Origin of the sequence: Kocuria palustris (assembly GCF_007666205.1) — a bacterium.
GTDB lineage: Bacteria > Actinomycetota > Actinomycetes > Actinomycetales > Micrococcaceae > Kocuria > Kocuria palustris_A.
Genome location: NZ_VDOR01000001.1, coordinates 66,753 through 79,737 on the forward strand (window position 1 = coordinate 66,753; position 12,985 = coordinate 79,737).

The 12,985-nt window shown below is 74.9% G+C and carries 12 protein-coding genes; 5 read left to right on the forward strand and 7 right to left on the reverse strand.

The genetic code is table 11. The features are described 5' to 3' along the window. Positions 1–8 precede the first annotated feature (8 nt). From cysD to FSY66_RS00340, 6 genes are all read right to left on the reverse strand, one after another. A complete protein-coding gene (cysD, locus tag FSY66_RS00315; protein WP_144790159.1) occupies positions 9–929 on the reverse strand; it encodes a sulfate adenylyltransferase subunit CysD in 921 nt (306 codons plus the stop codon). Positions 930–1,001: 72 nt separating this feature from the next. Then, on the reverse strand, positions 1,002–1,763 hold the full coding sequence (locus tag FSY66_RS00320; protein WP_144790161.1) for a phosphoadenylyl-sulfate reductase: 762 nt from the start codon (positions 1,761–1,763) through the stop codon (positions 1,002–1,004). Next, the gene (locus FSY66_RS00325; RefSeq protein ID WP_144790163.1) at positions 1,760–3,457 is read right to left on the reverse strand and encodes a nitrite/sulfite reductase; all 1,698 of its coding nucleotides are present in this window, start codon (positions 3,455–3,457) and stop codon (positions 1,760–1,762) included. Before FSY66_RS00325 ends, FSY66_RS00320 begins: the two co-directional genes overlap by 4 nt. Positions 3,458–3,541: 84 nt before the next feature. After that, entirely contained in the window at positions 3,542–4,819 is a 1,278-nt protein-coding gene (locus FSY66_RS00330; protein ID WP_144790165.1) for a glycosyltransferase family 2 protein, read from the reverse strand. Beyond that, the gene (locus tag FSY66_RS00335; protein ID WP_144790167.1) at positions 4,816–6,009 is read right to left on the reverse strand and encodes a glycosyltransferase; all 1,194 of its coding nucleotides are present in this window, start codon (positions 6,007–6,009) and stop codon (positions 4,816–4,818) included. The genes FSY66_RS00330 and FSY66_RS00335 overlap by 4 nt, the downstream gene beginning before the upstream one ends. Further along, on the reverse strand, positions 6,006–6,986 hold the full coding sequence (locus FSY66_RS00340; protein ID WP_186304326.1) for a WcbI family polysaccharide biosynthesis putative acetyltransferase: 981 nt from the start codon (positions 6,984–6,986) through the stop codon (positions 6,006–6,008). The genes FSY66_RS00335 and FSY66_RS00340 overlap by 4 nt, the downstream gene beginning before the upstream one ends. A 90-nt stretch (positions 6,987–7,076) precedes the next feature. Here FSY66_RS00340 and FSY66_RS00345 point away from each other — a divergent pair, with 90 nt between their 5' ends. The 4 genes from FSY66_RS00345 to FSY66_RS00360 are packed head-to-tail and all read left to right on the forward strand — an operon-like array spanning position 7,077 to position 11,087. Continuing rightward, positions 7,077–8,135: a glycosyltransferase gene (locus tag FSY66_RS00345; protein ID WP_144790169.1), complete on the forward strand. Its 1,059-nt coding sequence runs from the start codon at positions 7,077–7,079 to the stop codon at positions 8,133–8,135. A gap of 8 nt (positions 8,136–8,143) precedes the next feature. Then, complete coding sequence (locus FSY66_RS00350) at positions 8,144–9,181, forward strand: glycosyltransferase (protein WP_222115488.1); 1,038 nt, start codon at positions 8,144–8,146, stop codon at positions 9,179–9,181. Then, complete coding sequence (locus tag FSY66_RS00355) at positions 9,178–10,200, forward strand: glycosyltransferase (protein WP_144790173.1); 1,023 nt, start codon at positions 9,178–9,180, stop codon at positions 10,198–10,200. Before FSY66_RS00350 ends, FSY66_RS00355 begins: the two co-directional genes overlap by 4 nt. Continuing rightward, positions 10,197–11,087, forward strand: a complete 891-nt coding sequence (locus FSY66_RS00360) for a glycosyltransferase family 2 protein (protein ID WP_260853258.1) — start codon at positions 10,197–10,199, stop codon at positions 11,085–11,087. Before FSY66_RS00355 ends, FSY66_RS00360 begins: the two co-directional genes overlap by 4 nt. Here FSY66_RS00360 and FSY66_RS00365 read toward each other — a convergent pair. Then, entirely contained in the window at positions 11,076–12,239 is a 1,164-nt protein-coding gene (locus FSY66_RS00365; protein WP_144790175.1) for a glucose-1-phosphate adenylyltransferase family protein, read from the reverse strand. The genes FSY66_RS00360 and FSY66_RS00365 overlap by 12 nt on opposite strands. A gap of 161 nt (positions 12,240–12,400) precedes the next feature. Between FSY66_RS00365 and FSY66_RS00370 the strand changes: the two genes are divergently transcribed. Further along, positions 12,401–12,838 carry a YchJ family protein gene (locus FSY66_RS00370; RefSeq protein ID WP_144790177.1) on the forward strand — a complete coding sequence of 146 codons (438 nt, stop codon included), beginning with the start codon at positions 12,401–12,403 and terminating at the stop codon, positions 12,836–12,838. Positions 12,839–12,985 lie beyond the last annotated feature (147 nt).

Consider the following 12,985-nt stretch of genomic DNA (forward strand, 5'->3'; position numbering starts at 1 on the left):
CCGGCCGATCAGAAGTAGCCGTCCTTCTTGCGGTCCTCCATGGCGGCCTCGGAGATGCGGTCGTCGGCGCGCGTGGCGCCGCGCTCGGTCAGCGTGGAGAAGCCGACCTCCGCGACCACGGCGGCGACGTCGGCGGCATCGGAGAGGACCGCCCCGGTGCAGGACATGTCGCCCACGGTGCGGTAGCGGACCGTCCGGGTCTCGACCTGCTCGTCGCCGCGGGGCCGGGACACCGGGCTCACCGACATCCACATGCCGTCGCGCCGGAAGACCTCGCGGTCGTGGGCGAAGTAGATCGGGGGCAGATCGATCGACTCCCGCTCGATGTAGCGCCAGACGTCGAGCTCGGTCCAGTTGGAGATCGGGAAGGCCCGCACGTGCTGGCCCGCGGTGTGGCGGCCGTTGTAGAGGTTCCACAGCTCGGGGCGCTGATTGCGGGGATCCCACTGCCCGAACTCGTCGCGCAGGGAGATGATGCGCTCCTTGGCCCGGGCCTTGTCCTCGTCGCGGCGGGCGCCGCCGAACACGGCGTCGAACCGGTGGTCCGCGATCGCGTCCAGCAGCGGGGTGGTCTGCAGCGGGTTGCGGGTGCCGTCGGCGCGCTCGGCCAGTCGGCCGTCGTCGATGTAGTCCTGCACGGAGGCGACGACGAGCCGCACCCCGAGCCGCTCGGCCGTGCGGTCGCGGAAGTCCAGGACCTCCGGGAAGTTGTGCCCCGTGTCCACGTGCAGCACCGGGAACGGGATCGCCGCGGGCCAGAACGCCTTGGCCGCCAGGTGCAGCATCACCACGGAGTCCTTGCCGCCCGAGAACAGCATGGCGGGCCGGTCGAACTCGGCGACGACCTCGCGGATGATGTGGATGGCCTCGGACTCCAGGGCGTCCAGGGCGGACTGCTGGCCCGTGGCCGACACGGCGGTCTCTGTCATGGGGTCCTGCTCTCCTGAGGTGGGGTGCGGGGGGGGGTGCTCGCGGCGGCGGGGCCGACCCCGCCGCGGGCATCACAGGTGGATGCCGCACTCGATCTTGTCGCTGCCGGACCAGCGTCCGGCCCGGGGGTCCTCCCCGGGTGCCACCTTGCGCGTGCACGGCGCACAGCCGATCGAGAGGTAGCCCTCGGACAGCAGGGGGTTCACGGGCAGTCCCGCGCTGTCGGAGTGCTCCATCAGGTCATCGAGCGACCAGCGGACCATGGGGTTGACCTTGACCAGCTTATGGGTCTCGTCGAAGGACACGAGCGGGGCGTTGGTGCGCGTGGGCGACTCGTCGCGGCGCACCCCGGTGAACCAGATCTCGTAGTCCTCGAGCGCACCGGCCAGCGGCTCGACCTTGCGCATGGCGCAGCAGGCCGACGGGTCGGTCCGGAAGAGGTCCTTGCCGTGCTTCTCGTCCTGCTCCGCGACGGAGAGCTTCGGCATGACGTCCAGGACGGTGATGTCCAGCATGGCCTCGGCGGCCGCCTTGGTGCCCTGGGTCTCCGGGAAGTGGTATCCGGTCTCCAGGAAGAGCACGTCCACGCCGGGGATCTGCTCGGCGACGAGCGCCGGCAGGACCAGATCGGCCATCGAGCAGGCCACGGCGACGCGGGCGTGGGGGAAGGTCTCGGCGACCCAGCGGATCGCGGCGACGTGGTCGGCCTCGCCCTGAGTCGGGACCTTGCCGTCGGCGTCGAGCTCGGCGCCCAGCTCGCGGGCCCCGGCGGCCGCCAGCTCCCGCAGCTCGTCCTCGGCGCGCAGGCCCTTCTCGGCGGATGCGGTGGTCATCTCAGATCGTCCTCCTCGGCGCGGGTGCTCCATGCGGCGAAACTCTCCCCATCCTGCCGTTGTTCCGCGAAGCGGCGGGTGAGGCGCTCGACGTAGTCGGGCAGATCGTCCTGATAGACCTTCAGACCCCGCACGGTGCGGCCCAGATTGGCCTCGCCCCCGTGCTCGGAGCTGGTCAGCCCACCGCCGAGGTGGACCTGGTACCCCGGCTTCTGGCCGCCGTCCTCGGTGGGCAGCAGCTGGCCCTTCAGGCCGATGTCCGCGACCTGGAAGCGGGCGCAGGAGTTGGGGCACCCGTTGATGTGCAGCGAGATGGGATCGTCCAGCTGGAGGTCCGCGAGACGACGCTCGAGCTCGTCGATCGCATCCGAGGCGACCTGCTTGGTCTCCACGATCGCGAGCTTGCAGAACTCGATGCCCGTGCAGGCCACGGTCGAGCGGCGGAACGGCGAGGGCCGGACCTTGAGGTCGATCGCGTCGAGCGCCTCGATCGCGGCCTCGACGTCGTCGTCGGCGATGTCGAGCAGCAGGATCTTCTGCTGCGGGGTCAGGCGCACGCGGTCGCTGCCGAAGCGCTCCATGACCTCGGCCAGCTGCCCCAGCCGCTCGCCGGGCACGCGGCCCGCTCGCGGGGCCGCGCCGAGCATGTTCCGGCCGTCCTTCTGCCGGGTCACGCCGATGTGATCGGCCGGGCCCGTGGGAGCCCCCGGAGCGGGGCCGTCGGCCAGCGCGTAGCCCAGGTACTCGGTCTCCAGGACCTCGCGGAAGCGCTCGACGCCCCAGTCCTTGACCAGGAACTTCATGCGGGCGCGGTTGCGCAGGCGCCGGTAGCCGTAGTCGCGGAAGATCGCGGTCACGCCGCGCCAGACGTCGACGACCTGGTCCTCGGCCACGAACGCGCCGAGCCGCCGGCCCAGGAACGGCTGGACGGACAGCGCGCCGCCGACCCACAGGTCGTACCCGGGTCCGAGCTCCGGGTGCAGCACGCCGACGAACGAGCAGTCGTTGATCTCGTGGGCCACGTCCAGCGACGGGTGGCCGGTCACCGCGGTCTTGTACTTGCGCGGCAGGTTCGAGAACTCGAGCTTGTGGACCTCCTCGCGCAGCGCGTCGATCGCGGGAGTGGGGTCCAGCACCTCGTCGGCGGCGGCGCCGGCCACGGGGGATCCCAGGATGACGCGGGGGACGTCGCCGCAGGCGGAGACGGTGTCCATCCCGGCCTCCTCGAGGCGCCGCCAGATCTCCGGGACGTCCTCGATCCGGATCCAGTGGTACTGGATGTTCTGGCGATCCGTGATGTCCGAGGTGCCGCGGGCGAACTCCTGCGAGATCTGCGCGAGGACGCCGAGCTGCTCGCGGGTCAGGGCGCCGCCGTCCAGGCGCACGCGCATCATGAAGTACTCGTCCTCGAGCTCCTCGGCCGACAGCGAGCCGGTGCGCCCGCCGTCGATCCCGGGGCGGCGCTGGGTGTAGAGGCCCCACCACCGGAAGCGGCCGTGGAGGTCGTCGGCGTCGATCGAGGCGAAGCCCTCGCGGGCGTACTTCTGCTCGATCCGCGCGCGCACGGCGAAGCCGTCGTCCTCGGCCTTGAACTGCTCGTTGTGGTTCAGCGGCTCGCGGCCGTCGACCTTCCATTGGCCCTCGGGCTTGGGCTTTCGGGCGCGCGCTGCCCGCTGCGGCGTCTCGGTCGTCATGGGCCCCAGTGAACGGCGCGGGCGGCGACGATGTCATCTTCCCCGTCACGCGGCGTCATGCTCGACCCGCGGGCCCGCCGTGTGCTATCCGCACTGGCCTTCGTCGCGGAAGGCGTCCTCGAGCCGCAGCTGCGCGGACAGCCGGGGCCAGTCGCGGATCAGCCGCAGGACGCCGTCGTCCGCGCCCGGCTCGGCGAGGCCGAGAGCCGCGCGGGCCCGGACGCGCACGGGCTCGATCCGCGCCAGCGCCGTGCCGTCCGGCGCGGCGACCTCGGCGATGCGGCCGCGGGCGGCGGCCGCCTCGCACGCCCGGGACAGCTGCCCCGGGGGGATCCGGCACGCGCTCAGCAGCTCGACCTCGAACCGGGGCCGGGCGCGCGCCCGGGGACGCCGCGCCCCCGCCGTGAAGCCGACCCGCGGGTCGGCGGCGAGCATCTCGCGCAGCTCGGCGGGACTCGAGCCGTCCTGCGGCAGCCGCACGTGGACGTCCCCCGCGGCGAGCAGATCGCGCACCGCCAGGGCGGCGGCGCCCGTGCCGGCGTGCTCGTGCCAGTCCCGCCGCCACGTGACGAGGATGTCGGGGACCGCGTGCACCAGGCCCGCGGGCCGGGCGATCGGATGCGTGATCCGGGGCGCCAGGCGCAGGCTCTCCCGGTTCTTCTGCCGCGCGGCGGCCGCCCGGTCCGCGGCGGAGCGTCCGCCCCAGTCGGCACCGCGATGCACGGCGCGAGCCCCGGGCTCGTGCCGCAGATCGCAGCCGGCCAGCACGGCCTGCCAGCCCAGCTCCCAGTCCTCCCCGCCGTAGCCGACCATCGTCGGGTCGAAGCCGCCCAGGCGCTCGAACGTCTCGCGCCGGCACGAGAGCACGGCGGAGATGACGAAGCGGAAGCTCGCATCGTCGTGGCGGCGCAGATGGTCCGTGGCGGCCCAGGCGTCGCGCAGCCACTGCGGCTCCCCCAGGTCCCGGGGCGGATCGACCGCCTCGTCCACATGGGTCCGCGTCCCCACGATCAGCGCGTGCGGCTGCTCCGCCAGCGCGCGGGCCACGGCGGCCAGATAGCCGGGCTCGGGGACGGTGTCGCCGTCGAGGAAGGCCAGGATCTGCCCCGTCGCCGCGCGCGCGCCCAGGTTGCGGGCCGCGGCGGCGCGGAACCCGCGGTCCTCCTGGCGCACGACCCGCACGCCGTCGGGAACCCGCGGGGCGGTCGCGGAGCCGTCGTCGGCCACGACGATCTCGGCCGGCGGCGCCGGCCGCTGGGCCCGCAGGCCGGCCAGCACGGCGTCCAGGCCGGCCTGATCCTCGTAGTGGGGCACGACGACGGAGATCCGCGGGCTCTCCCGGAGCCCGGCCGGGGCGCTCATCGAGCGGCCTCCGCCCAGGCGGTCTCATAGGCCGCCGCGACCTGCGGCCAGCCCCACGACGGCGCGGCCTGGACGGCGCGGGTCCGCCCGGGATCGGCCAGCAGCTCGCGCAGCGCCTCGCCCAGCTCCTCCCGGTCGCGGCGCACGACGCGTCCGGGCCAGCGCTCGTCGACCTCGCGCATGTAGGGGCCGTCGGCGACGAGCGGGATCCGCCCGTGCGCGATCCACGTGTTCAGCGACCCGGAGGCCGAGACGTGGCGGTGCGGGCAGACGGGGACGTCCGCGGCGGCCAGCTCGGCGGCCAGCTCCGCCTCCGGGACGTAGCCGGTGATCTCGAAGGCGACGCCGCGCCGGGCTGCCCGCTCGCCGAGCCCGGCGGCCTCGTCGTCGTGGCCGGCGGCGACGCCGCCGATCGCGCGCACCCGGGTCCCGGGCGGCACCTGATCGATGACGTCCTCGAGGCCCTTGCCGGGGTAGACGAAGCCGAGCACGCCCACGCACGGGGAGCCGGGGCCGGCCTCCGACGGGCGGCTCTCCGGCGCGGGGCCCGCCGAGCTCGCGGCGGGGGAGGCAGCGGCGCCGGGAGCGGCAGCGGGGTCCTCGAGCGGCAGCGGGACCACGCGGATCGCGCCGCGGCCCCCGGGCTGCGCGCCGCCCAGCTCCCGGAGCTGCCCGGCCTCGTGCTCCGAGTGGGCGATCACGAGATCGGCCTGCCCGAGCAGCCGGGCATAGGCCCGGCTGCGCCGCGCGAAGCGCTCGTGCCCCTCCTGCGGCTGCGGGACGTCGTGGGGCCCCACGCTCAGCAGGTGCGAGCCGCGCAGCCGCAGGACCGCATCGACGGCCGCCTGGGGGTCCGGGCCGAAGAGGGCATCGGTGAAGCTCACGTGGAGCACGCCGGCAGGCGCCTCCGTCCCGGCGGCGGGATCGGCAGGCGCTCCGGCGGCGGGCGCGCCGGGTGCGGTCCGGCCGGTCCCGAAGTCCCGGGACTCGACGGACCCGACGGACTCGACGCTCTGCGCGCGCACCAGCCGGTGCTCCAGCTCGTCCGTCCCCCGCCGGCGAGCCGCGTCGAAGAGGCCCAGCCCGTGGCGCACGACCCCGTGCGCCTGGGGGCCGATCACGAGGTGCCGGACCTCCGCCCGCGGGGGCGCGGTGCGCGACCGAGCAGGCGCGGAGGGCAGGGGGCTCATGCGAGCAGCCCCAGCATCCGCATCCGCTCGCCGTGGCGCTGCAGGCCCCGTTCGACCAGCCGCGGCCTGGCACGGCAGAACGCGAGCTGCTCGCGGGCGATGGTCGCCTCGTCGAGCTCCACGAAGTCGTCGGGCGGGCCGACCCGCCAGCCGTCGTGGCGCGCATCCGGGCGCAGCCGGGCCCCCAGCGCGCGGGCGTGGTCGGGATCCACGGGGGCCTCGATCGAGCGCAGCAGCTCGCGGCCGGGATCGGGGATGCCTGCCGGGTCCGGGGCGAAGCCGAGGCCGCGGCCGAGCTCGGCGAGCACGCGCTCGGCCAGAGCGGTCAGCGTCGCATTGTCGGGGTGGTTGATCGTGTGCCAGTGCGGGCGGGTCTCGAGCACGTCCGACATGACCACCGTGCCGTGCGCCCGCTCGCGCGCCCCGAGCTGCCCGACCGACTCCTCGTGCAGCCGCTCGAGCGTCTGCGCGTCCAGCTCGGGAGCATGCGGGGGCAGGGAGCCGTCGTCCCCGTCGGCGCCGTGCGCTGCGAGCGCCAGGGTGCGCAGGTCCGAGTAGGGCACCCCGGGCGGATCGAGCGAGCTGTCGTCGGGGTCGCGGACGATGACCTGGAAGGGGTGCAGGCCCGCATAGCGCAGGACCGGGACGCGCACGGCCAGCGACGACGGGGGCAGCAGCGCCTCGAGCTGCCGCGTCCCGGAGGGCAGCCCCCGGTAGTCGTCGCGCACGTGCTGCATCACGAGCGCGTCGGTCCGGGCGAGCAGCCGGGCGGCCGCGGCGACGTCCCTGTCGTCCCATTCGAAGACCGGGGGCACGCGCACCGAGCGCAGGCCCGGATCGGAGTCCAGCAGGATGCGCAGCGACTCGGCCTGGCAGTTGCCGATCACGACCACCAGAGCCCGGTCGTCGGACTCTGCGACGGGATCCTCCTGCGCGTAGAAGCCGGCGTAGTGCTGGAGTCGGCCCGGGGAGCTCATTCTGTGATAATAACGTCGCTGATGACCGCGGAGCCCCTCTGGCTCCCGCCCGACAGCGCCGACCACCAGCGCCGACCACGGAGGGGATCCATGAGCACTGCCGTCCGGGACCGATCGGTCCTCCGGGTGGCCCCTGTGCCGGCGCATCACCCCTATGTGGAGGCCGTGACGCCGTTCGAGGCCTGGGACGGCGTCGAGCGCTTCGTCCCCCCCGAGGTCGCCGACCTGCCCCCGGGCCGGTGGCGGCCCCACCCGCTGCTCGACGCGCAGCGCCTGCGCGAGGCGGCCGACGAGCTCGACGTGCTCCACGTGCACTTCGGCTTCGAGCACCGCAGCCCGCAGCAGATCCGCGCGCTCGCCCGGCAGTGCCGCGAGTCCGGGATCCGGCTCGTGCTGACCGTCCACGACCTGCAGAACCCCCATCTGAGCACGCCCGAGCAGCAGGCCGAGCACCTCGAGCGCCTGGCGGCGCTGATCGGGGCCGCACAGACCGTCATCACCCTGACCGGCTCGGCGGCCCGCGAGATCCGCGAGCGCTTCGGCCGCGAGGCGGTCGTGATCCCCCACCCGCTCGTCGTGGCGCCGCAGCGCGCGCAGCGCCTGCAGGAGCAGGCCCGCGCGGACGGCGGGCGGCCGATGGATGCCGCCGTCTTCCTCAAGGACCTGCGCGCCGCCACGGTGCGCGATCCCGGCTGGTACCGCGACCTCGCCGGCGGACTGGGCGGGCGCCGCCTCACGGTCTTCGTGGACGAGCGCGCCGCGGACGCCGAGCCGGCGCGCGACCTGGCCGGGATCGAGGGCCTCGAGCTCGTGGTGCATCCGCGGATGGACGACGACGAGCTGCACTCCCGGATCGCCCGCTGCACGGCCGTGGTGCTGCCGTACCTGCGCGGCTCCCACTCCGGCTGGCTGGAGATGTGCCGGGACCTGGGCGCGGTCGTCGCGGCCCCGGACTGCGGGCACTACCGGGACCAGGCCGACCGGCCGGGGGCCGTGATCGAGTACGCGACCGGCGACGGGCGCGACGCCGCCCGCGCCGTGCGGGAGGCCCTCGCGGCGGGGCCCCTGCCGTATGCGGGGGACCGCCGGGCCCAGGCGGAGCAGGCCGCCCGGGCCCACCGCCGGCTGCTCTCGGAGGGCGGCTCATGAGGGTGGCCGTGGTCGGCCCGTCGCGCATGCCGATCGCCCCTCCCTTCGGCGGAGGCCTCGAGGTCTTCGTGCATCGCCTGGTCACCGGCCTGCGCCTGCGCGGGATCGACGTCGACCTCTTCGCGGCGCGCGGCTCCCTGGGCCATCGCCGCGATCTGGAGTTCCCCGGGGTGGACTGGCAGGGGCACATGCACAGCGCCCGCGATGACCGCTACCCCCCGGGAGCGGAGGAGTCGGAGGCCGCCGCGCACGACCGGGTCCGCGAGCACCTGGAGGCCGCCGACTACGACCTGATCCACAACAACAGCGTCCACTCCTCGATGCTGCTGATGGACCCGTCGGCGCGCGCTCCCATGGTCACGACGCTGCACACGCCGCCCCAGGACGCCATGCAGTGCGCGCTGCGGCGCCGCGGCCTCGCCGCAGGCCGCTTCACCGCCGTGAGCCGGTTCACCGCCCGCCAGTGGGGGGTGCCGCACGCCGCGGACGTGATCCACAACGGCGTGGAGACCGAGCGGTGGCGCCTGGGCCCCGGCGGCGACGGCGCGGTGTGGTTCGGGCGCCTCACCCGGGAGAAGGCGCCCCATCTGGCGATCGAGGCCTGCCGGCGGCTCGGGATCCCGCTGACCCTGATCGGCCGCAGCGCCGAGCCGAGCTACTTCGAGGCGCAGATCGCCCCGCACCTGGGCGACGGCGTCCGCTGGCTCGGGGCCATGGCCCCCAGCGAGATCGCCCTGGAGGTGGGCCGATCGCGGCTGGCCCTGGCGACCCCGCAGTGGGACGAGCCGTTCGGCCTCGTGCTGATCGAGGCCCTGTCCTGCGGGACGCCCGTGGCCGCCTTCGGCCGCGGCGGCATCCCCGAGATCCTCTCCTCGACCCCGGAGCACCTGGCGCGGCCCGACGACGTCGACGACCTCGTGCGCGCGGCGCGCACCGCCATGCGGCAGCCCCGCGCGGAGGCCCGGGCGATCGCCGTGGAGCGCTTCGACCTGGGTCTGATGATCGATCGCTACCTGGCGCTGTTCGAGGAGACGGCGGCGCGATGATCGGGTTCTACGCGCACCACCACGGCGCCGGGCACCTGACGCGGTGCCGCGCGGTCGCCCGCGCGCTGGCCCCGCGGCACGAGGCCGTCATCCTCTCCTCCCACCCCGAGGCCGATGTGGTCCTGCCGATGGACGCTCCCGCCGACCCCGCCGGGGCCACCGCCCACGGCGCCCTGCACTGGGCGCCCCAGGGCCACGACGGCTACACCGAGCGCATGGCCGTGATCGCGGCGTGGGTGCGCGAGCACCGGCCCGCCGCATTCCACGTCGACCTCTCCGCGGAGGTCACCGCGCTCGTGCGGCTGCTCGGGGTGCCGACGTCGATCCAGGCCCTGCCCGGCGTGCGCGACGACCTGCCGCACGAGCTCTCGCACCGCATGGCGGACCGGATCCTGGCGGCCTGGCCGGACTGGGTCCCGCTGCCGGGCCACCTGGTCCCCGCCGCCGAGAGGGTGCGCCGCGTCGGCGGGATCACGCGGTTCGAGGACCGCGAGCTGCCGGCCCGGCGCGGGCGCGACGCGGTGATCCTGCTGGGCCGCGGCGGCCACGACGCCTCCGCGGACTACTGGCGCGAGGTCGCCGGCATCGTCGGCGGGAGGCTCAGCGGGCACTGCCGCCTGCTCGGGCTCGACGAGTGGGTGGAGGACCCCTTCGAGGCTCTGGCGAGCGCGGCCGTGGTGGTCACCGCGGCCGGGCAGAACTCGATCGCCGACGTGGCCGCCGCCGGCGCTCCGGCCGTCGTGCTCCCCCAGCGGCGGCCCTTCCGGGAGCAGGAGGCCACGGCGCGGATCCTGGCCGACGCCGGGCTGGCGGTCGTCCCCGAGGCCCCGGGGCTGCCCGAGCCGCGCGCCTGGCCGGAGCTGATCGAGCGAGCGCTGCAGCTGGGCCCGGGAGAGCAGCGGCGGCGGCTCTGGCAGGTCGACGGCGCGGCTCTGCGCGCCGCCGAGGTCCTCGGGCAGCTGGCCGATGGCGGCGCTGGGGCCGACGCCGGCACCGGCCCGGGAAGGACGCGGCCGTGAGCACTCGCCCCGTGGCCGCGACGCGGTCGTCGCTGCACGTCGTGACCGTGTGCTCGATCGGGCGCCGGGGGCATCTGCTGCGCCAGCTCGAGGCCGTGCGCCGCTGGCTGCCGGATGCCGTCCACCACACGGTGCAGATCGGCCCCGAGCCGTTCGACGTCCCCGGCTCCCGGGGCCTGGAGCGCACCGGCCCGGGGCCGGTGAACCTGGCGGCGGCGCGCAATGCCGCCGGGGACGCGGCCGCCCGGGACGGCGCGGAGGTCATCGTGTTCCTGGACGCCGACTGCGTCCCCGGACCGGAGCTCGGCCCGGCCTACGCCGCGGCCGCGGCCGAGCACCCCGGGGTGCTGTGCGGGCCGGTGACCTACCTGCGCGCGGAGGACCGGGGCTGCGAGCTGTCGCGGCTGCCCGCCCTGCGCAGCCCCCACCCGGCGCGCCCGGATCCGCCCGCCGGCGAGGTCCGCCGGGCGAGCCCGGCGCAGCGGGTGCTGTTCTGGTCGCTGAGCTTCGCCCTGACGAGCGCGACCTGGCGGGAGCTGCGGCGGCGCTTCGGCGGGTTCTGCGAGCGGTTCACCGGCTACGGGGGCGAGGACACGGACTTCGCCATGAGCCTGGCCCACGAGGGCATCCCCCTGCAGTGGGTCGGCGGCGCCGATGCCTTCCACCAGTGGCATCCGGTGTCCTCGCCCCCGGTCGAGCACCTGGACGACATCCTGCGCAACGGGGAGGTCTTCGCCCGGCGCTGGGGCTGGTGGCCCATGGAGGGCTGGTTCGAGGCCTTCGAGCAGCGCGGCCTGGTCGTGGCCGACGGACCCGGGTGGCGCCGCGCCGATGGTCCTCCGCCCGCGGGGCAGGACGCGCCGCCGGCGGCGGGCTCAGAACCCTGAGGGCAGGGACGACCCGCGGTCGAAGGGCTCGGTGGCGGACACGAGGCCGTCGGCGCCGATCAGCGTGACCGCCTCCGCCGTGCCGCGCTTGGAGCCGCCGCGGATCTGCGCGCCCATGTCGACGATCACGTTCTCGAGCTCGACCCCGGGGCCGACGCGCACGCCGTCCAGCAGGACCGAGTTCCGCACGACCGCGCCCTCCTCGACCACCACTCCCGGGCTGAGCACGGAGTGCTCCACGGTCCCCCGGATGCGGGACCCGGCGGAGATCATGGAGTCGGAGACGTCGGCCGAGGCGGCCATGCGCGCCGGGACCAGCTGCGGCTGCCCCGAGACGATCGGCCAGTCGGGATCATCGAGCACGGCGCCGTCGCCGTCGAGGATCTGCAGCTGCGCCGTCCAGTACGACTGCAGCGTCCCCAGGTCCATCCAGTACCCGGCCATGCGGTGCTCGACCACCTTGCGGCGCTCGACGAACCACGGGATGAGGTCGTGGCCGTAGTCCTCGAGCCGGCCGTGCTCCTCGTGCAGCTCCTCGAGAGCCTCGAGCAGCTGGGGGCCCTCGAAGAGGAACATCTCCGCGGCCACGATCTGCGAGGAGGGCTCCTCGGGCTTGTAGTCGAAGTCCGTGACGCGCCCCTGGCCGTCCGTGTGGACCACGGAGAACCGGGAGGCGTCGACGTCGACGCGCGTGGTGACCATGGTCAGGTCCGCGCGCTGCTGCTGATGGGTGTCGATCACGTCCAGGAAGTTCAGCGTGTAGAGGTGATCGGCCGAGAGCACGAGCACGAGATCCGGGGCGAACCGCCGGATGGTCTCCTTCTGCCGGTAGAGCGAGTCGGAGTTGCCCTGGGGGAAGCCCTCGCCCTCCGCGCCCTGGAAGGGCGGGAGGACATGCAGACCGCCGTGGGTGCGGTCGAAGTCCCAGGGGCGGCCGTTGCTCAGGTGCTGGTTCAGCGAATCCGGCAGGTACTGCTCGATCACCCACACGTCCGAGAGGTGGGAGTGCATCAGGTTCGACATCGAGATGTCGATCAGCCGGTACGTGCCGGCGACCGGCAGCGCGGGCTTGACCCGGTGCTCGGTCAGGGCGTCCAGCCGGGAGCCCTTGCCTCCGGCCAGCACCAGCGCCATGGTCCGTGGGATCCGCATGCGGGTCTCCTCGCCTCGTGTTCGCGTCCTGCCTGATCATACGGTCGGATGCGGCGGGCTCGTCATGGGCGTGCCATAGTGTCCCGGTCCCCGGCCCGTCCACCGGCCCCGCCGCGTCCGCTGCCCCGGGCGCCGGCGGCCCCACGTCCACGAACGGATCCATGTCCCCCTCAGCAGACACCTCCTCCCCGGTCGCCCTCGATCCGGACGCGCGCTGTCCCTGCGGCTCCGGCGACGTCTACGGCGGCTGCTGCCTGCCCCTGCACCGCGGCAGGAAGGCGCCCACGGCCGAGGCCCTCATGCGCTCGCGCTTCAGCGCCTTCGCCCTGGGCGACGAGCAGCACCTCCTGCGCACCTGGCACCCGGAGACCCGCCCCGCATCCGTCGACCTGGACCCCGAGCTGCGCTGGTACCGCCTCGACGTCCACGGCGCCACCGGCGGCGGGCCGTTCGAGGACTGGGGCACCGTCGACTTCACCGCCCACTACCGTCCGGTCCCGGGCGCCGACGGCCCCCGCGGCAGCCAGCGCGAGAACTCCCGCTTCCGCCGCGTCGACGGGCAGTGGCTCTACCTGGACGGGGCGCTCTACTCGGTCTGAGCCCCGCCGCCCGGCCGGCTGCGCCGGCTCCGGGGAACGGACCCGCGCATGTGCTCGGCCCCACACCGGCGGGGCCGCTCCCGGCCCGGCGCGGCGGGCGGGGCGGTCGTAGAATCGGCTGATCCGTCGGCACCGGCCCCGCTCGAC